9 protein-coding genes and 16 tRNA genes are annotated in these 16,605 nt (G+C 69.9%); 2 read left to right on the top strand and 23 right to left on the bottom strand.

The features are described 5' to 3' along the window. Nucleotides 1-120: 120 nt before the first annotated feature. The gene (locus tag K8638_RS32600) at nt 121-4,587 is read left to right on the top strand and encodes a CARDB domain-containing protein (protein ID WP_223758583.1); all 4,467 of its coding nucleotides are present in this window, start codon (nt 121-123) and stop codon (nt 4,585-4,587) included. 48 nt (nt 4,588-4,635) lie between these two features. Here K8638_RS32600 and K8638_RS32595 read toward each other — a convergent pair whose 3' ends face one another. The 22 genes from K8638_RS32595 to K8638_RS32490 all read right to left on the bottom strand — a co-directional run bounded on the left by K8638_RS32595 (nt 4,636) and on the right by K8638_RS32490 (nt 13,772). Next, nucleotides 4,636-7,461: an AAA family ATPase gene (locus K8638_RS32595; protein WP_223758582.1), complete on the bottom strand. Its 2,826-nt coding sequence runs from the start codon at nt 7,459-7,461 to the stop codon at nt 4,636-4,638. 123 nt (nt 7,462-7,584) lie between these two features. Beyond that, the gene (locus K8638_RS32590; RefSeq protein WP_223758581.1) at nt 7,585-8,193 is read right to left on the bottom strand and encodes a cytochrome C; all 609 of its coding nucleotides are present in this window, start codon (nt 8,191-8,193) and stop codon (nt 7,585-7,587) included. A 251-nt stretch (nt 8,194-8,444) separates the two neighbouring features. Further along, nucleotides 8,445-8,529: transfer RNA gene (locus tag K8638_RS32585), tRNA-Ser, on the bottom strand. Between the two features lie 236 nt (nt 8,530-8,765). Beyond that, nucleotides 8,766-9,308, bottom strand: coding sequence for an HNH endonuclease (locus K8638_RS32580; RefSeq protein WP_223758580.1), 543 nt, complete (start codon nt 9,306-9,308; stop codon nt 8,766-8,768). Between the two features lie 23 nt (nt 9,309-9,331). Beyond that, nucleotides 9,332-9,405: transfer RNA gene (locus K8638_RS32575), tRNA-Leu, on the bottom strand. Between the two features lie 121 nt (nt 9,406-9,526). Further along, a tRNA-Met gene (locus K8638_RS32570) sits at nt 9,527-9,598 on the bottom strand. A gap of 15 nt (nt 9,599-9,613) precedes the next feature. Next, nucleotides 9,614-9,688 (bottom strand) — tRNA-Arg (locus K8638_RS32565). Nucleotides 9,689-9,699: 11 nt separating this feature from the next. Beyond that, a tRNA-Arg gene (locus tag K8638_RS32560) sits at nt 9,700-9,773 on the bottom strand. Between the two features lie 6 nt (nt 9,774-9,779). Then, nucleotides 9,780-9,850, bottom strand: a tRNA-Ala gene (locus tag K8638_RS32555). 24 nt (nt 9,851-9,874) lie between these two features. Further along, nucleotides 9,875-9,948: transfer RNA gene (locus tag K8638_RS32550), tRNA-Thr, on the bottom strand. Nucleotides 9,949-10,057: 109 nt separating this feature from the next. After that, nucleotides 10,058-10,130: transfer RNA gene (locus tag K8638_RS32545), tRNA-Phe, on the bottom strand. Between the two features lie 15 nt (nt 10,131-10,145). Continuing rightward, nucleotides 10,146-10,215: transfer RNA gene (locus K8638_RS32540), tRNA-Cys, on the bottom strand. Between the two features lie 9 nt (nt 10,216-10,224). Beyond that, nucleotides 10,225-10,296 (bottom strand) — tRNA-Asn (locus tag K8638_RS32535). 21 nt (nt 10,297-10,317) lie between these two features. Beyond that, nucleotides 10,318-10,390 (bottom strand) — tRNA-Gln (locus K8638_RS32530). Between the two features lie 9 nt (nt 10,391-10,399). Continuing rightward, a tRNA-Gly gene (locus K8638_RS32525) sits at nt 10,400-10,470 on the bottom strand. A 5-nt stretch (nt 10,471-10,475) separates the two neighbouring features. After that, nucleotides 10,476-10,546, bottom strand: a tRNA-Lys gene (locus K8638_RS32520). 76 nt (nt 10,547-10,622) lie between these two features. Next, nucleotides 10,623-10,693 (bottom strand) — tRNA-Ile (locus K8638_RS32515). A 27-nt stretch (nt 10,694-10,720) separates the two neighbouring features. Continuing rightward, nucleotides 10,721-10,795: transfer RNA gene (locus K8638_RS32510), tRNA-Pro, on the bottom strand. Nucleotides 10,796-10,819: 24 nt separating this feature from the next. Then, a tRNA-Tyr gene (locus K8638_RS32505) sits at nt 10,820-10,905 on the bottom strand. Between the two features lie 433 nt (nt 10,906-11,338). After that, a complete protein-coding gene (locus K8638_RS32500) occupies nt 11,339-11,920 on the bottom strand; it encodes a ThiF family adenylyltransferase (protein WP_223758579.1) in 582 nt (193 codons plus the stop codon). Between the two features lie 9 nt (nt 11,921-11,929). Beyond that, nucleotides 11,930-12,178 (bottom strand): hypothetical protein, encoded by a 249-nt coding sequence (locus tag K8638_RS32495; RefSeq protein ID WP_223758578.1) that lies wholly within the window; start codon nt 12,176-12,178, stop codon nt 11,930-11,932. A gap of 289 nt (nt 12,179-12,467) precedes the next feature. Continuing rightward, entirely contained in the window at nt 12,468-13,772 is a 1,305-nt protein-coding gene (locus K8638_RS32490) for a S8 family peptidase (RefSeq protein WP_223758577.1), read from the bottom strand. A 221-nt stretch (nt 13,773-13,993) separates the two neighbouring features. Between K8638_RS32490 and K8638_RS32485 the strand changes: the two genes are divergently transcribed. Then, nucleotides 13,994-14,833: a phytochelatin synthase family protein gene (locus tag K8638_RS32485; RefSeq protein ID WP_223758576.1), complete on the top strand. Its 840-nt coding sequence runs from the start codon at nt 13,994-13,996 to the stop codon at nt 14,831-14,833. An 8-nt stretch (nt 14,834-14,841) separates the two neighbouring features. Here K8638_RS32485 and K8638_RS32480 read toward each other — a convergent pair whose 3' ends face one another. Further along, nucleotides 14,842-15,846 (bottom strand): hypothetical protein, encoded by a 1,005-nt coding sequence (locus K8638_RS32480; RefSeq protein WP_223758575.1) that lies wholly within the window; start codon nt 15,844-15,846, stop codon nt 14,842-14,844. Nucleotides 15,847-16,605: the final 759 nt, after the last annotated feature.

The following is a 16,605-nucleotide window of genomic DNA, read 5'->3' as shown; positions in this document are numbered from 1 at the left end:
TCCATGAATAGGCAGCAACGTGTAGCGAGAACCACGCCATTGTGGCTGGTCATGGGATTGTTCGCGGGAACCGGGTGTGGAGGCGTAGCGAGCCCCCCTCCCGAGGACACCCGGCCTCAGGTGCAGACGCGGTCGAGCGCCTTGCAGCCCGGCCCGGACCTGGTGGTGACGGAGATATCCGCGCCCCGGAGCGTCCGGACCGGTGACGCCTTCACGGCTGACGTGAAGGTGTGCAACCAGGGCTCGGACCCCGCGACCACGTATTACAACTGGCCCTGGCTGGAGCTGTACCTCTCCACGGACACCAGCCTGTCGATGCCGGGAGGCGGCACGCCCCCTCCGACGGACCAGCAGTTGGTCGGCTCCGTGGACGTGCCCCCGCTGGACCCGGGGCAGTGCGTGATTCGGAGCGTGAACGCCTACGCGTCCCTGCCCCCGGACGCGCAGGGTGAAGGCGCCTACCACCTGGGTGCCATCGTCGATGCCTTCCAGGCGCTGACCGAGGCGGATGAGACCAACAACGCCTACGTGTCCGGGCTGATGGGCGTGGGCTACCGCTCCGACCTCGTGGTGACGGAGGTGAAGGGCCCGGCCAGCGTGCGGCCCGGTGACGCCTTCACCGCCACGGTGACGGTGTGCAACCAGGGCACCGAGTACACCTACAACCCGCCCTCCGTGGAGCTGTACCTCTCCATGGACGACAGCCTCACGCCGATGCCTCCACCCCCGGGCACGCCGATGCCCACGGACCAGCGGCCGATTGGCATCGTGAATCTGCCGCCGCTGAGCGCGGGCCAGTGCGTGACGCGGAGCGCGAACGTCAACGCGTATCCGCCTCCCGATGCGCAGGGTGACGGCGCCTACTACCTGGGCGCCATCGTGGACCCGTCCCAGTCCGAGCAGGAGCTGCGCGAGGACAACAACGCCCACGTGTCCGGCTTGATGGGCGTGGGCTACCGCGCGGACCTGGTGGTGACGCAGGTGAGCGGGCCCGCCAGCGCGCAGCACGGTGAGCCCTTCACGAGCACCGTGACGGTGTGCAACCAGGGCACGGAGTCCAGCTACAACTCGTCCATCGTGGAGCTGTACCTCTCCATGGACGGCGACCTCACGCCGATGCCTCCGGGCGCGCCGATGCCCACGGACCAGCGGATGATTGGCCAGGTGTCCATGCCCCCGCTGGGCGCGGGCCAGTGCGTGACGCAGAGCGCGCAGGTGTCCGCCTGGCTGCCGCAGGACGCGCAGGGTGATGGGGCGTACTTCCTGGGCGCCATCGTGGACCCCTACTCCTCGGAGCTGGAGCTGCGCGAGGACAACAACGCCCACGTGTCCGGCCTGATGGGCGTGGGCTACCGCTCCGACCTGGTGGTGACGCGGGTGAGCGGGCCCGCCAACGTGCGGCCCGGTGATGCCTTCACCGCCACCGTGACGGTGTGCAACCAGGGCACGGTCTCCAACGGTGGGTACAGCAATCCTCATGTGGAGCTGTACCTGTCCACGGACACCACGCTCACGGCTCCGTCCATGTCGGGCCCGGGCGCGCCGATGCCTGGCGACCAGCGGATGATTGGTTCCGTGCAGCTTCCCACCCTGAGCGCGGGGCAGTGCGTGACCCGGAGCGTGAACGCCTATGCGCAGACGCCGCCGGTGTCCGGCGGGAGCGACGGTGCCTTCTACCTGGGCGCCATCGTGGACCCGTATCAGTCCGAGCAGGAGCTGCGCGAGGACAACAACGCCTTCGTGGGTGGCCTGATGGGCGTGGGCAACCGCGCCGACCTGGTGGTGACGGCGGTGACGGCACCGGTCAGCGTGCGCGGCGGTGACTCCTTCACGGCGAAGGTGACGGTGTGCAACCAGGGCACGGAGTACACCTACAACCCGCCTCAGGTGGCGCTGTACCTGTCCATGGACACCACGCTGACGGCGCCGGTCATGTCGGGCCCGGGCATGCCGATGCCCACGGACCAGCGGATGATTGGCGCCGTGAATCTGCCGCCGCTGAGCGCGGGCCAGTGCGTGACGCAGAGCGCGAGCTTCAATGCGTACCTGCCTCCCGATGCACAGGGTGATGGCGCCTACTACCTGGGCGCCATCGTGGACGCGTTCCAGTCCGAGCAGGAGCTGCGCGAGGACAACAACGCGTTCATCAGCGGCCTGATGGGCGTGGGCAACCGCTCTGACCTGGTGGTGACGAAGCTGTCGGGTCCGGCCAGTGTGGGGCCCGGTGACGCCTTCACCGCCACCGTGACGGTGTGCAACCAGGGCACCGAGCGCGCCTACGAGCAGCCCTTCGTGGAGCTGTATCTGTCCATGGACACCACGCTCACCGGTCCGCTCATGCCGGGCCCGGGCATGCCGATGCCCACGGACCAGCGGCCGATTGGCGCCGTGCAGCTTCCCTCCCTGAACGTGGGGCAGTGTCTGTCTCGCGATGTGAATGTCACGGCGAACATGCCGCCGGATGCCACGGGAGGCGGCTCCTTCTATCTGGGTGCCATCGTGGACCCCTACCAGTCGGTGCAGGAGCTGCGTGAGGACAACAACGCGTTCATCAGCGGCCTGATGGGCGTGGGCAACCGCTCCGACCTGGTGGTGACGAAGCTGTCGGGTCCGGTCAGTGTGCGGCCCGGTGACGCCTTCACCGCCACCGTGACGGTGTGCAACCAGGGCACGACGACCACCTACAGCCAGTCGCAGGTGGAGCTGTACCTGTCCATGGACACCACGCTGACGGCGCCGGTCATGTCGGGCCCGGGCATGCCGATGCCCACGGACCAGCGGCCGATTGGCATCGTGAGCCTGCCGCCGCTGAGCGTGGGGCAGTGCGTGACGCGGAGCGCGAACGTCAATGCGTACCTGCCTCCCGACGCGCAGGGCGACGGCGCCTACTACCTGGGTGCCATCGTGGACGCGTACCAGGCCGAGCAGGAGCTGCGTGAGGACAACAACACCTTCATCAGCGGCCTGATGGGCGTGGGCACCAGCTCCGACCTGGTGGTGACGGAGCTGAGCGGGCCCGCCAGCGTGCGCGGCGGCGACTCGTTCACCGCCACGGTGACGGTGTGCAACCAGGGCACGTCGGCCACCTTCAACCAACCTCAGGTGGAGCTGTACCTGTCCATGGACGCCACGCTGACGGCTCCAGTCATGTCGGGCCCGGGCATGCCGATGCCCACGGACCAGCGGCCGATTGGCGTCGTGAGCCTGCCGACACTGAGCGAGGGGCAGTGCGTGACGCGGAGCACGAACGTCAACGCGAACCTGCCTCCCGACGCGCAGGGCGACGGCGCCTACTACCTGGGCGCCATCGTGGACGCGTACCAGTCCGAGTACGAGCTGCGCGAGGACAACAACAGCACCGTGGGAGGCCTGATGGGCGTGGGCTACCGCGCTGACCTGGTGGTGACGGAGCTGAGCGGGCCCGCCAGCGTGCGCGGCGGCGACCCGTTCACCGCCACGGTGACGGTGTGCAACCAGGGCACCGAGTACACCTACAACCCGCCTCAGGTGGCGCTGTACCTGTCCATGGACACCACGCTCACCGCTCCGGTCATGTCGGGTCCGGGCATGCCGATGCCCACGGATCAGGCGCCCATCGGCGTTCTGTCGCTGCCGTCGCTGAATGCGGGACAGTGCGTGACCCAGGATGTGAATGTGAACGCGAACCTGCCTCCCGACGCGCAGGGCGACGGCGCCTACTACCTGGGCGCCATCGTGGACGCGTTCCAGTCCGAGCAGGAGCTGCGCGAGGACAACAACAGCACCGTGGGTGGTCAGGTGGGCGTGGGCTACCGCTCGGACCTGGTGGTGACGGAGGTGGGCGGGCCCGTCAGCGTGCGGCCCGGTGACGCCTTCACTGCCACCGTCAAGGTGTGCAACCAGGGCACGGAGCCTGGCTCCATGTACGGCAACACGCAGGTGGAGCTGTACCTGTCCATGGATGCCACGCTCACCCTTCCGGGCCCGGGCCCCATGCCCATGGACCAGCGGATGGTGGGGGCGGTGCAGGTGGGCCCGCTCGCCCCGGGGCAGTGTGAGACGCTCCCCGTGCAGGCCACGGCGCATCCGCCTCCCGGCGCGCAGGGCGACGGCGCCTACTACCTGGCCGCCATCGTGGACGCGTACCAGTCGGAGCAGGAGCTGCGCGAGGACAACAACGTCTTCGTCAGCGGCCTGATGGGCGTGGGCAACCGCGCCGACCTGGTGGTGAAGCAGTTGAGCGCCCCCGCCACCGTGCGTGAGGGCGACACCTTCACCGCTACCGTGGAGGTGTGCAACCAGGGCACCGAGTACTCCTACAACCAGCCCTACATGGCGTTGTACATCTCCATGGACACCACGCTCACGCCCCCGGGCCCGGGCCCCATGCCCATGGACCAGCAGCCGGTGGGCTCGGTGCAGGTGAGCCCGCTGGCGGCGGGGCAGTGCGTGACGCTCAGCGTGCAGGCGCCGGCCTACCGGCCGCCCGCGGCACCGAACGTCGGGTCGTTCTACCTGGGCGCCATCGTGGACGCGTACCAGTCGGAGCATGAGCTGCGTGAGGACAACAACGCCCGGGCGGACTTCGCGCTCGAGCTGACCTGGTAGCAGCGCTTCACCCGCCGAGGGCGGGGGCCCCACGTGGCTCCCGCCCTTTCAGCTCCCCGTGGCGGGAGGGTCCGCGGGCGGGCGGGAAATCCACGCGGCGATGAAGACGTCCAGCTCGCCGCGCATCACGTCCTTCACGCGCGGGGTGCCGGCGCCGGTGCGCGGGTCCTCCACCCGGGCTCCACGGCCCACGTAGTAGCGCCGCGCCTCGTCCGTGGCGCCCGCCTGCCCGGACACCACGCGAGCGGCGATGTCCTTCAGCTCGTCCAGCTCGCCCGCGCCGGTGAGGGTGAGCACGCGCCCGGTGGACTCGTCCTTCACCGTCACCTCGGTGCGCACGCGCTGCAGGTAGGCGCCCTCGTGGGCCTTCACCGGCCGGCCCTGCACGTCCAGCAGCTCCAGGTCCTCCGCCGGCAGCGCGCCGCCGCGGTGCACGCGCACGTAGGCGCGCTGGCGCTTCTCGTCCTCCAGGCGCCGGTGCATGCCCGCCTCGCCCGCGAGGAAGCCGTACGCGCCCGGGCCGGCGATTCGCACCACCACGCGCGCGGGCTCCTCCGCCTCGGCCACCGCCACCGCCTCGTAGCCGCGCCGCTGCGCCCAGCCCAGGTACATGGTGGCCAGCTCCTGCACCCAGGCCTCCTGCGTCTCCGCCGAGTCGCTGGCGCAGATGTCCACCAGCGCCTCGTTGTCTTGCGTCGTGGCACCGGACGCGTTGAGCGCCTCGGCCATCTGCACCTCGCGCGCCACGTCCTCCACCTGCTTCGCCGCGGAGGCGAGCTGCACCTCGTTCTTCGCCTCGCGCACCAGCCGCCGCGCGAAGAGGCACGCGGCCTCCAGCCGGTCCATCTCGTTGATGTGGGCCTCCACCGTGCGGAAGGCCCGGATGACCTCCGCCGCGCGCGTGGGGTCGTCCCAGAGGTTGGGCGCCTGCGTCTCCGCCAGCAGCGACGCGCGCCGCTGCTCCAGCTCCGGCCGGCCCGCCGAGGCCGCCAGCGCCCGCGTCTTGCCCACCAGCCGGTCCATCTCGAACAGGAGCGACTTGCGGTCCAGCCGCCGCTTCACCGGGGCCGCGCGCGCGGACGGCAGGAGGAGCTGCGCGGTGGGCGACGGAGGCGGCAGCGCCGGCTCGGCCACCGCCACCACCCGGCCCCCGGGCCGTGCCTCCACCCGCACCGGCGTGCCCGGAGGCAGCGGCTTGCGCGCAATCTCCACCGCCAGCGCCGCGGTGAGCGTCTTCTCGATTTCACGCTGCAGGTAGCGCGCGCCGAACTGCGGCGAGTAGCCACGCTCCACCAGCAGGTCCACCACCTGCGGCGTCACCTCCACGTCCAGCGAGCGCGCGCGGATGCCCTCGCGCTCCAGCACGCGGCCCACCTCGCGCTGGGCAATCTTGCGGATGTCCACCTTGGACAGCGGCCGGAAGTGGCAGATGGCGTCGAAGCGGTTGAGGAACTCCGGACGGAAGGCCTCGCCGATGCGGCGGTCCACCTCCATCACCATCTCCTCCGCGCGCTTGTGCCCCACGAAGCCCAGGCCGGACTCGCGGTACACCTCCGCGCCCACGTTGGAGGTGGCGACGATGAGCGTGTTGTTGCACGACACCGTCTCCCCGGCCCCGTTGACGAAGGTGCCCTCGTCGAAGAGCTGGAGGAAGCGGTCGTGCACGCTGCGCGCCGCCTTCTCGAACTCGTCGAGCAGCAGCACGGTGAACACCTTGCCGTCCAGGAGCGCGCTCAGCTCTCCGCGCCGCGTCTCCAGGGCGGGGGCCCACGCCGCGCCGAACGGGACGCTCTCGTCGCCGTCGTTGGGGTAGTCCGCCATGTTCAGGCGCACCAGCCTGTCCGCCGAGCCGAAGAGGTACTCCGCCAGCAGCTTCGCGAGCTGCGTCTTGCCCACGCCCGTGGGGCCCGCGAAGAGGAACACGCCCAGCGGCCGGCGCGGGTCGTTCAGCCCCGCCTTCAAGAGCGCCACCGAGCGCAGCACCGCGGCCACCGCGTCCGTCTGGCCCAGCAGCCGCTCGCCGAAGAAGCGCTCCGTCTCCTCCAAATCCAGCGGCATCGCGTCGTCCACCACGAAGCGCGGCAGGCGCGTGGCGGCGCAGAAGCGGGTGAGCACGTCCTCGGGGCCCACATGGTCCTTGGCCGCGCCCGCGGCCTCCGCCGCCGTCTCCTTGAGCAGCTCTATCGCCTTGCGCGGCATCCGCTGCGCCAGCAGGAACTTGGACGACAGGCGCAGGGCCAGGTCGCACGCGGCCGGGTCGATGGGCAGCCGCAGCTCCTTCTCCAGCTCCTCGGCCACCCGGCCCAGCACCCAGCGCGCCTTGTCCAGCGGCGGCTCGTGGAGGGGCAGCAGGTGGAGCCGCTCGGCCAGCGCCTCGTCCGAGCGCAGCAGCTCCTGCACGCGCTTGGGCTCCGTCTCGAAGATGAAGCGCAGGCCGCCGGTGCGCAGCGCGCGCACGGCCACCGGGGCCAGGGGCCCTCCGAGGGCCGCCGGCAAATCCCGGATGTAGATGATGGGGCAGGAGTGCCGGCCCAGGTGCGCGAGCAGCTCCTCGAAGCTCTCCGCCGCCTGGCGCTGGGTGCTGCGCGCGAGGATGTTGGCGACGGACACCTCCACCAGCCGGCCCTGGGCCAGCTCGGCGTCCACGCGCCCCTCCGCGATGCGGCGCGCCACCTCCTGCACGAGCGCGCTCTTGCCCACACCGGGCTCCCCCGCCAGCAGCGGGTGCTTGCCGCCCCGCGTCAGCAGGCCGAGCACCTCCGTCACGGCGGCATCCACCCCGTGCGCGGCCGGCAGCTTGCCCTCGCGGGCCAGCGCCGTGAGGTCGCGGTCGATGAGCCGCTCCTGGTCCTCGCTGCTCTTCCTCGTCGCCATGTCGTCAGACGCCCCCTCGCGGATGCGCACTCTAACCTTGCTGAACCGCCGTGGTGAGCGCGCAATCCCGAGAGGCCGCCCGAGGGCCCCGGAAGGCCGGGGCCGGGCCGCGAGCGGCCGCCCTCAGGGCGCCGGAGCGGGCGCCGTCCCCGGCTGGGCCGGGGGAATGGACCGCAGGTACTCGTAGATGGCCCGCAGGTCCCTGTCCGTCATCTTCGCGTAGATGGGCCAGGGCATCACCTGAAGGATTTCGTCCTCCTCGTCCGCCTCGCGGCCGGTGCGCATCAACTCCAGGAACTCCTCGAGGGTGTAGCCCCCGGGCAGGCCCTCCTCGTCCGGGGTGATGTTGGGGGACACCACAGTGCCGAAGACCATCCCGCCCGCCAGGAAGTGCTCGGTGTTGATGCGCTCGGGCTCCCCCAGGAAGGGATTGCCCCCGGGGGCGAAGGGCGGGTTGGTGTGGCAGTCATTACACGCGCCCTGGGCGTTGACGATGTAGCTGCCCAGTCCCACCAGGTCCCTGTCCAGGCCCTCCAGGTTCACCGGCACGGGGGAGAGCTCCAGGCCCTTCTCGATGCGCTCCCTGTCCTCGGCACCCACGGTGTCCTCGGCGTGCTGGTCCTGCGTGGGCGCCGGCGAGTCCTCCGACCCGCATCCCAGCGCGACACCTCCCACGACGGCGAGAAAGCCCAGCCCCGCCGCCGCCCAGCGGCCCCTCCGGAAGTACGTCATATGCGTGTTCCTTTCCCAGCACCGGGTGTGCCGGTGCCGGGGAGGCTAGGGACGACGCGGCGGCCGGCCATGCCGTGTGCCGGTATCGGGCGCGCGTCATCCGGCGCACACCCGGAGCGGGCCCTGGCCCCGGAGGGCAGGTGAAGCGGAAGTCGGAGGACTCGAACCTCAAGCCGGAAGTCCGGCTCGCACCCGGTAGCAGCGGGGCCTGGCGCCATCGCCAGTCCAACTTCCATGAGACGTACGGCGAGCGGAGCAAGGTGGAGTCGAACCACGAGCCCCGAGGGGCCCTCCTGGTCTCCAGCCAGGCGGCCGGCCACCCGGCCCGCATGCTCCAGACAACACAGCGGAAGGCAGGGGACTCGAACCCCAAGCGCGCATGTCGCTCGCACCGTTTTCGAAACGGGCCGCCGGCCTCCGGCGTCGACCTCCCAGAAAAAAGTGCCGGCAGCAGCGTTCCCGCCTGCCGGCGCGCGGGGAGGTAGCGCGGAGCGGGAGGCCCGCCTCTGGCGGTACCTCCTACCCCCGAGGGGCGGAGGCCACCTCTGGTGGCCCCCCTTCGATCCGCGACCTCACTCCTCCAGCTCCACGTGCCAGTACGCGACGTCCCCGAGGAACTTCGCCCACGACACGGGCATGCCCTTCTCGAACATGAAGGTCAGGTGCAGCGCCTCCGGCAGCTTCTTCGGCTTCACCGGAGTGCTCCGCAGCGCCATCTTCGCCACCGCGGGCGTGCGGTTGCCCTTCTTCTGGTTGCAGGGCACACACGCGATGACGACGTTCTCCCAGCACGTCTTGCCCCCCTGGGCGCGGGGGAGGACGTGGTCGTACGTGGCCTCGGGCCGCGACACCTTCACGCCGCAGTACTGGCAGCGGCAGTTGTCGCGCAGGTACACGTTCTCCCGGCTGAACTTCACGCCCTTGGGGCCCTTGCGCAGCCCGCGGATGAAGCGGATGACGGAGGGCATGCGCACCGCCACCGTCACCGAGCGCACGAAGCGGTCCTCGTACTCCTCGACCACCTCGACCTTCCCCTGGAAGATGAGCATCACCGCGCGCTGCCAGGGGATTCGCGCGACGGGCTCGTAGGACTGACTGAGAACCAGCGTCTCCATGACACGGTGCCTCTCGGGGTTGTTGTCCACGGCGAGATTCGAACTCGCACTCGGCCGGGTTTGAGCCGGCGGCCTCTCCCAGTTGGGCTACGCGGACGTGCTTCGGGAGCTTCCTCTGACCTCTCACTGCGACTGCGTGTGCACGCCCCGGGGATCGAACCCGGCCGATACGGTGTGTGGGACCGTCGCCGTCTCCAGCTGGCTCGGCGTGCATGAAGTTGCGGAGCAGGGAGTCGAACCCTGCGACCCAGGCTTATGAGGCCCGGTGGGACGTCCGGTCCCACTCCGCAGAAAAGTCGTGTGTGTGCTCCCGGCAGGACTCGAACCTGCGACCGTGCGCTTAGGACGCGCCCGCTCTGAATCCACTGAGCTACGGAAGCGTGTGTGTCAGTGCCCCTGGCAGGAATTGAACCTGCGGCCTCACGGTTCGGAGCCGTGCACTCTCATCCACTGAGCTACAGGGGCGTGAAGTGGAACCACCGGGATTCGAACCCGGACGTCTCGGGTGCAAGCCGAGCGCTCTCCCATTGAGCCATGGCCCCATGAAGGGACTGCGGTACGACGAGTGCTCCCGGTCGGGCTCGAACCGACGACCCCCGGTTTACGAAACCGGTGCTGCTACCATCTGAGCTACAGGAGCGGTTGAAACAGGCCGCCGGGGTGTCGAGCCCCGCTGGCGCCAATTTGGAGTCGGTGCTGCTCATCCGGAGCGCGGCCTATGAGGGTGCTACGTGCTGCGGTGCTACGAGTGCCGGCCCCCGGAATCGAACCGAGTCCTCCTGTGCTTCAGACAGGCGCGCGGACCACCTACGCCAGGCCGGCATGTGCTGCGGTGAGAGGCCAGTGCGGGAGTCGAACCCGCCCCAAACGGTTTTGCAGACCGCTGCCGCCCCAGGCGGAACAGGCCATGAAACAGCTCCCTGAGAAGGACTCGAACCTTCAACCCCGCGGTTAACAGCCGCGTGCTCTGCCATTGAGCTACCAGGGAATGTGCTGCGTGTTGCGAGAGAACCGGAGGCAGGAGTCGAACCTGCGCTTGCGGAGTCAGATTCCGCCGTCGTGAGCCGTTTGACCACTCCGGTATGTGTGAGAGCGGGTGACGGGATTCGAACCCGTGTCGTCGGTATGGGAGACCGAAATCCTGCCGCTGGACGACACCCGCGTGAGTACCTCCGGAGGGATTCGAACCCTCACCGCCCGGGTAAGAGCCGGGTGCTCAGCCGTTGAGCTACGGAGGTGTTTGCGTGCCGCCCCTGAAGAGAGCGGGCGGCGTGCTTTCACCACTGCGATTCAGTTGTCAGAGAGCTGCGTCTGTCGGGGCACCCGGACTCGAACCGGGACCGCCCGCTTATCAAGCGAGAGCTCTGCCTTTGAGCCATACCCCGTGTGCTGCGGTGCTTCTATGCTGCCTATCTGGGTGACAGGATTTGAACCTGCGGCCTCACGGACCCGAACCGTGCGCTCTGGCCAGACTGAGCTACACCCAGGACTGGTGCTGCTGCTGCGGAAGATGGGGACGCTGGGAGTTGAACCCAGCGGGCCCTCGCGGGCTCCGGCTCTACAGGCCGACGCGCCTCCCCTAACGCTCTACGTCCCCGAAGGAGGTCGGGAGCCCGGAATGCAGCGAGGCCGGGTTCCCTGGTGGGAGCCCGGCCTCTGCGTGGCATCGCCTGTGGAGACAGGACGGGAGCGTCAGCAGGAGTCGGGCAGGTGGCCGTGATACGCGCGAAGTCCCACGGTGAAGCTGGGGGCGGCGACCGGGCGAATGCACGGGAGGACAACGAAACCATTGGACCAGAGGTTGTGCTGATACTGCGACTTCATCGGGCTCGTCCGCGTCACCGTGTTCATGGCCACCGCTCCTTTCATGGGGAATTGACGCGGCTGAAAATCATCCCTGACAGCGCGTTGATTTCTTTTTCGTGGCGCGGCGTGGGGAGGGGAGCACGCAATGCGCCTATAAGGAGGGGGAGCCTCCGGACGCCCCTGAAACGAAAAAGGCCCCGGAGCCGGAGCTCCGAGGCCATCTCTCAGGTCCCCGCGGTGGGGACGACCGCGGTCAGATTCACGAGGGCGTCGCGCTTCACGCCGTGCTTGAGGAAGTCCTGCACGGAGCGGGCGAGCGTCGCGGCCAGCAGGCCCAGCAGGGGGAGGTGGGCGCCCCCCTCGCAGGTGGCCTGGCCGGCGGTGTCCTCGGCGTCCGGGGTGAAGCGCTCGTCCCAGCGCACCAGGCCGAAGTTGCCGTCCGCGCTCACCGCCCCGTGGACCAGCGGCTTGCCCGCCTTCCGGGCGTACTCACTCAGGAGCAGGCGGCTGTCCCGGTTGTCGAAGCAGTCCACCAGCAAATCACCGCCGCCGCACAGCGCCTCCACGTTGTCCCGGGTGAGGCGCACGCCGAAGGACTCGGCCTTCACCCCGTGCAGGTTGAGCAGCTGCAGCTTGAGGGCCTCGGCCTTGTTCTTCCCCACCGAGGGCTTCACGTAGGCCTGCGCGAGCAGGTTCTTGGACTCCACCCGGTCGAAGTCGATGAAGGCCAGCGTGGCCTCGAGGTTGCGGCACAGCACCGCCGCCGTGGAGCCGATGGCCCCCACGCCACAGAAGATGATGCGCATGGCCTCACCTCACCGGGCGCCGAAGGGCACCTTGGGGCGCAGGTAGATGCGCTCGTCGCCGCGCGCACCGCGGAACCGGTCCACCACGTAGTGCTGGAACGCGTCCTCGCGCAGGTGGGACAGGTGCAGCCCGGGCACACCGCCGGAGCGCACCAACTCCGCCGCGATGCGCCGGACGTCCGCGTCCGACACCGGCCGGTCCAGCTCCACGGGCACGTCCGCGGACATCCCGTCGTAGGTGATGTTGAGCGTCGCCATGGTTTCTCGTGCCTCCTCGCACCCCTGGCGGGACGCACAAGCGCGGCCGGCGGGGCTCCCGCCGGGACGCGGGCGGAGGGGGCTTCCTGACGCAGGCGCCTCCAGGGCATGCCCACGGAGGCACGGGAGCCATGGGGGCGGCTGGCGGGTGCCAGGGAGCGCGCACCCGTGAAACCCAGGGCGGGGGCTCGCCCAGCCTCGGGAGCTCCCGCGGGGCGCCGGACAGCAGACAGCCCGGCCCCCAGGAAGGGAAGCCGGGCTGCCTGGAGCAACCGACGCGGGGGAGGGGCTACCGCGCGGTGCCGCTAGAGACGGGAGCGGGCGCCGAGGCCGGCTCCGTCTGGACGGTGGGCATCAGCGGCACGGCGCCAATGAAGCCCGAGTAGGCCATCCGGTTCGGCGAGCACCAGCCCGGGTTGGCCACCGTGTCCGGGGTGAAGTTGGTCATCAGGGCGCTGGTGACGGCATCGGGCGCGGCCTGGGGGTTGAGCTCCAGGAAGAGGGCGGCCACGCCCGCCACGTGGGGCGACGCCATGGAGGTGCCGCTGAGGACGCGCGTCTCCCTGTCGCCGTAGTGCCACGCGGAGGTGATGCGGTTGCCGGGCGCGAAGACGTCCACGCAGTCACCCCAGTTGGAGAAGGACGCGCGCTTGTCCCCGCTGTCGGTGGCGGCCACGGTGATGGCCTCCGGTGTGCGCGCGGGCGAGTGCTTGCACGCATCCGCGTCCTCGTTGCCCGCCGCGACCACGTAGGTGACGCCCGAGGCGACGGAGCGGCGGACCGCGTCGTCGATGGCCTGGTCCACGTCACCGCCCAGGCTCATGTTGGCGACCGCGGGGGACTCGTGGTTCTTCGTCACCCAGTCGATGCCCGCGATGACGCCGGACGTGGAGCCCGAGCCATCGCAGCCGAGCACCCGGACGGAGTGGATGAAGGCATTCTTCGCCACGCCGTAGGTGCTGCCCGCCACGGTGCCCGCCACGTGCGTGCCGTGGCCATGGCAGTCATTGCCCTTCATGCTGTCGCCAATGGCGTCGAAGCTGACCGAGGCCCGGCCGCCGAACTCCCGGTGCGTGTAGCGGACTCCAGTGTCGAGCACGTACACGTGCACGCCCAGGCCGGTGGCGTTGTACATGTAGAGCTTGTCCAGGGGCAGCGTGCGCTGGTCCACCCGGTCGATGCCCCAGGTGGGGCTCGGCTGGCTCTCGAAGAGGGAGACCACGCCATTCTCCTGCACGTAGTCCACCGCCGGGTCCTGCGCCATGGCCTTCGCCTGGGCCTCGGTCATCTTGCCGGCGAAGCCTCGCAGCGCGTGCTCGTACACGGCGAAGGCGGTGCCGCCGTACTTCGCGGTGAGGCCCTGGGTGGCCTGCGTCACCGCGACCTGCTGGAGGCTGCTCTCCGGTGTCTTGAATACGACGATGTACTCGCCCGGCACCTTCTTGCGGACGGTGAAGAACTTCCCGGCGGGCTTCTGGCTCAACAGGGCCCGCGTGGCGGCCGGGTCCTTGCATGGCGCCGAATTCGTTGCGCACCCGCCCAGCAACACCAGCGCACCCACGGAGAACGTCCACTTCAGGATGTTTCGATACATGTTTCACCCATGGAAAAGGAGTTGTCCTGGTGAAACGAATCGACGTTAAAGGCGGTTTATCCCTGATTCGGCACCCAGGGATGAGACAGAGGTCTGTCAATGAACACGCGCGATCGACGCGTGCAGTCACTGGGCCGGGCAGGGCGGCGAGGGTGTCGGATTTCCGCCCTGCCCGGGCCCGTGGCAGGCTCCGCGCACACATCTCCATGAAGACGCCATCCATGAAGACGCTCCGCACCACGCTGCTCGTCCTCGGCGGTGGGCTCGCCGCCCTCGCGCCGCTGACGGCTCCCGCCAGGGGTCCCACGGCGCCGGCGGACCCGGGCCTCGTCACGTTCTCCGCGCCCGAGTCCATCAAGCGCCTCGAGCGCAGCCGCCACAAGGTGGACTTCTTCCACCTGGCCAACCAGTTCGAGTCCCAGGGCAACAAGGCCTTCTGTGGCCCCACGTCCTCCGTCATCGTGCTCAACGCCCTGCGCATGGGGAACGACGCGGTGGCGAAGCCGCAGGACCCGTCGCTGGTGACGGATGAGGACCGCAAGCTGCTTCCCCCGGGCTTCGACCCCCTCTTCCACCGCTACACCCAGAACAACTTCTTCGACGACAAGGTTCGAGAGGTGAAGACCCGCCCCGAGGTCTTCGGCCAGCCGCGCGGCGAGGGGAGCACGTCGGACGCCGGCATCCAGCTCCGCCAGCTCGCCGGCATGCTCGCGGCGCAGGGGCTGGACGTGAAGCTCCGCGTCCTGGATGACTCGCTGAAGGACGCCACCCTGCGCGAGGAGCTGAAGCAGAACCTCAAGACGGAGGGGGACTACGTCATCGTCAACTACTTCCGGCCCGTGCTGGGGCAGCAGGGCGGAGGTCACATCTCGCCGCTGGCGGCGTATGACGCGAAGTCCGACTCGTTCCTCGTCATGGACGTCAATGCCACGGAGCAGCGCTGGGTATGGGTGAAGGCCTCCGCGCTCTTCGCTTCCATGCGTACGCCGGATGTGAAGGAGAACCGCGGCTACCTCCTGGTGAAGGAAGGGAAGACCGCCCAGGCGCGCGGCACGCCGTAGGGCCGGGCCTACCAGGGGCGCGCGGTGGTGCCCCACCAGTACAGCGCCGCTTCCAGCGGGTAATGCCCGGGGTTCTCCAGGGTGGAGCCGATGCCCATCTCCCGGGCCGCGTTGAGCAGGTGGGCGTGCCACTGCGAGTGCTTGTCCGAGAGCCGGGTGGCGGCGATGGCCAGCGCGCTTGCCCCGATGGAGTAACCGCCGTGCACGAGCGGACCGCTGGCGGAGTCCTCCCGTCCCTTCATGCCTCGGGGCCACTCGCGACACGCGGCGAACGGGAGGAGGTCGCCCGCGGGCCGGTCGCAGTAATCGTCCACCAGCGTGTCCGTGAAGGTCCTCGCCGCCGGGTGGGAGGCCATGGCCAGGAAGGCGCCCGTCCAGGCCAGGGTGGTGGCTCGAGGCGTGGGCTCCACGGGGCGGCCCTTCGCGTCCACCTTCGCGGGAAAGCCCGTGGGCAGGGCCGCGAGCTCCACCAGTCGCGCGACGAGTCGCTCGCCCGCTGCGCGGGATTCCGCGTTGCCCCGCAGCCGCCCGTGCAGCAACAGCCCCGCGGCGGCGGGAGCGCTGTCGCACGGCCAGATGGCCGACTTCCCGAAGCTGGGAAGCACCAACTGCCGGGACAGCGCCTCCACGAGCTGCGCGGCCAGTGCATCGAACAGGGCGGTGGACGCCTCATCCGCCATGCCCGCGCGCTCCATGCCCGCGAGCATCAGCAGTACGTAGCCCCGGTAGAGCACGCTGAGCGGGAGCGGGTGCCCCGCGGCGGCTCTTCCGCCGTGCGGCTTGAAGGGGGCCTGTGCTCGTCCGAGGGCATCCGCGAGCAGCGATTTCAAGCGCCGGGGCGTCTCCGGTAGCGGGCGTCCGTCCAGCGCCGCCTGCACCAGGATGAAGGACAGGTGCGCGTCGCAGAGGAGCTGGGCCTCGATGAAGCCGCGGCCCTTGTCGCCAAGCAGCCTCGGCCGGCAGCCCTTGCCGAGGATGCGCCGCTCCAGGGCCTCCAGTGACTCCACGGACACCGACCGTGTGGTGGGCTTCGGAGGGGGATGGACCACGGGGCTGCTCGGAGCGGAACCGGCGTCCTCCGCGAGCGCGGCGGCTGGGAGAGCGCAGCACAGCACCAGGAGAGGGGCCAGGGCCCGCCAGCCGGGGAGGGTCGAAGAGGCGCCGGACATGCGTGGAGATGCCACCACACCAGCGCGCCGCGGGTTCAAGCCGCGAGGCCACCGGTCGCGGTCCTGGATGGAACAGTCTGTCCGGCCAGATGGGCGGTCGCTGGAGGGACCGTTCGTTTCGCCAGGAGGGCGGCGGTCGGGCGGGGCGCGGTGCGGAATGGAATGTCCGTTCCGGTCGGGTAGCCAGGTACCGGGGCAGGCGCGGCGGTGGAATGGAACGTCCATTCCGCCCGATGGCTGGCCGAAGGGGCGAGCGCGGCGGTGGAATGGAGCGTCCGTTCCGGGCAGATGGCCGGCCGCTGGGGGAGTCCGGCGATGGAATGGAACGCCCATTCCGCCCGACGGCTGGCCGAAGGGGGAGCGCGGCGGTGGAATGGAACGTCTATGCCAGATGGCGAGCCGCCCGGGCTGAGCGCGGCGGTGGAACGGAACGTCCATTCCAGCCAGGTGGTCAGCCGCCGGGCCCCAGCGCGGAGGTGGAACGGAACGTCCATTCCAGTCAGATGGTCAGCCGCCGGGCCCCAGCGCAGCGGTGGAATGGAATGTCCGTTCCGCCGGATGGCCGGCTGCCGGAGCCAGCCGTGGCCCGGACGGGAACGTTCG

Source organism: Myxococcus sp. RHSTA-1-4 (genome assembly GCF_020037125.1).
Lineage (GTDB): Bacteria > Myxococcota > Myxococcia > Myxococcales > Myxococcaceae > Myxococcus.
Note: the sequence above shows the minus strand (reverse complement) of the source record. Positions and strands in the feature narration are given on the sequence as shown.

Excerpts from the sequence above, each read along its gene's own strand:
- K8638_RS32500 (WP_223758579.1), bottom strand. The coding sequence starts at position 11,920 with ATGCGCATCATCTTCTGTGGCGTGGGGGCCATCGGCTCCACGGCGGCG.
- K8638_RS32590 (WP_223758581.1), bottom strand. The coding sequence starts at position 8,193 with ATGACGTACTTCCGGAGGGGCCGCTGGGCGGCGGCGGGGCTGGGCTTT.
- K8638_RS32485 (WP_223758576.1), top strand. The coding sequence starts at position 13,994 with ATGAAGACGCTCCGCACCACGCTGCTCGTCCTCGGCGGTGGGCTCGCC.
- K8638_RS32595 (WP_223758582.1), bottom strand. The coding sequence starts at position 7,461 with ATGGCGACGAGGAAGAGCAGCGAGGACCAGGAGCGGCTCATCGACCGC.
- K8638_RS32495 (WP_223758578.1), bottom strand. The coding sequence starts at position 12,178 with ATGGCGACGCTCAACATCACCTACGACGGGATGTCCGCGGACGTGCCC.
- K8638_RS32580 (WP_223758580.1), bottom strand. The coding sequence starts at position 9,308 with ATGGAGACGCTGGTTCTCAGTCAGTCCTACGAGCCCGTCGCGCGAATC.
- K8638_RS32490 (WP_223758577.1), bottom strand. The coding sequence starts at position 13,772 with ATGTATCGAAACATCCTGAAGTGGACGTTCTCCGTGGGTGCGCTGGTG.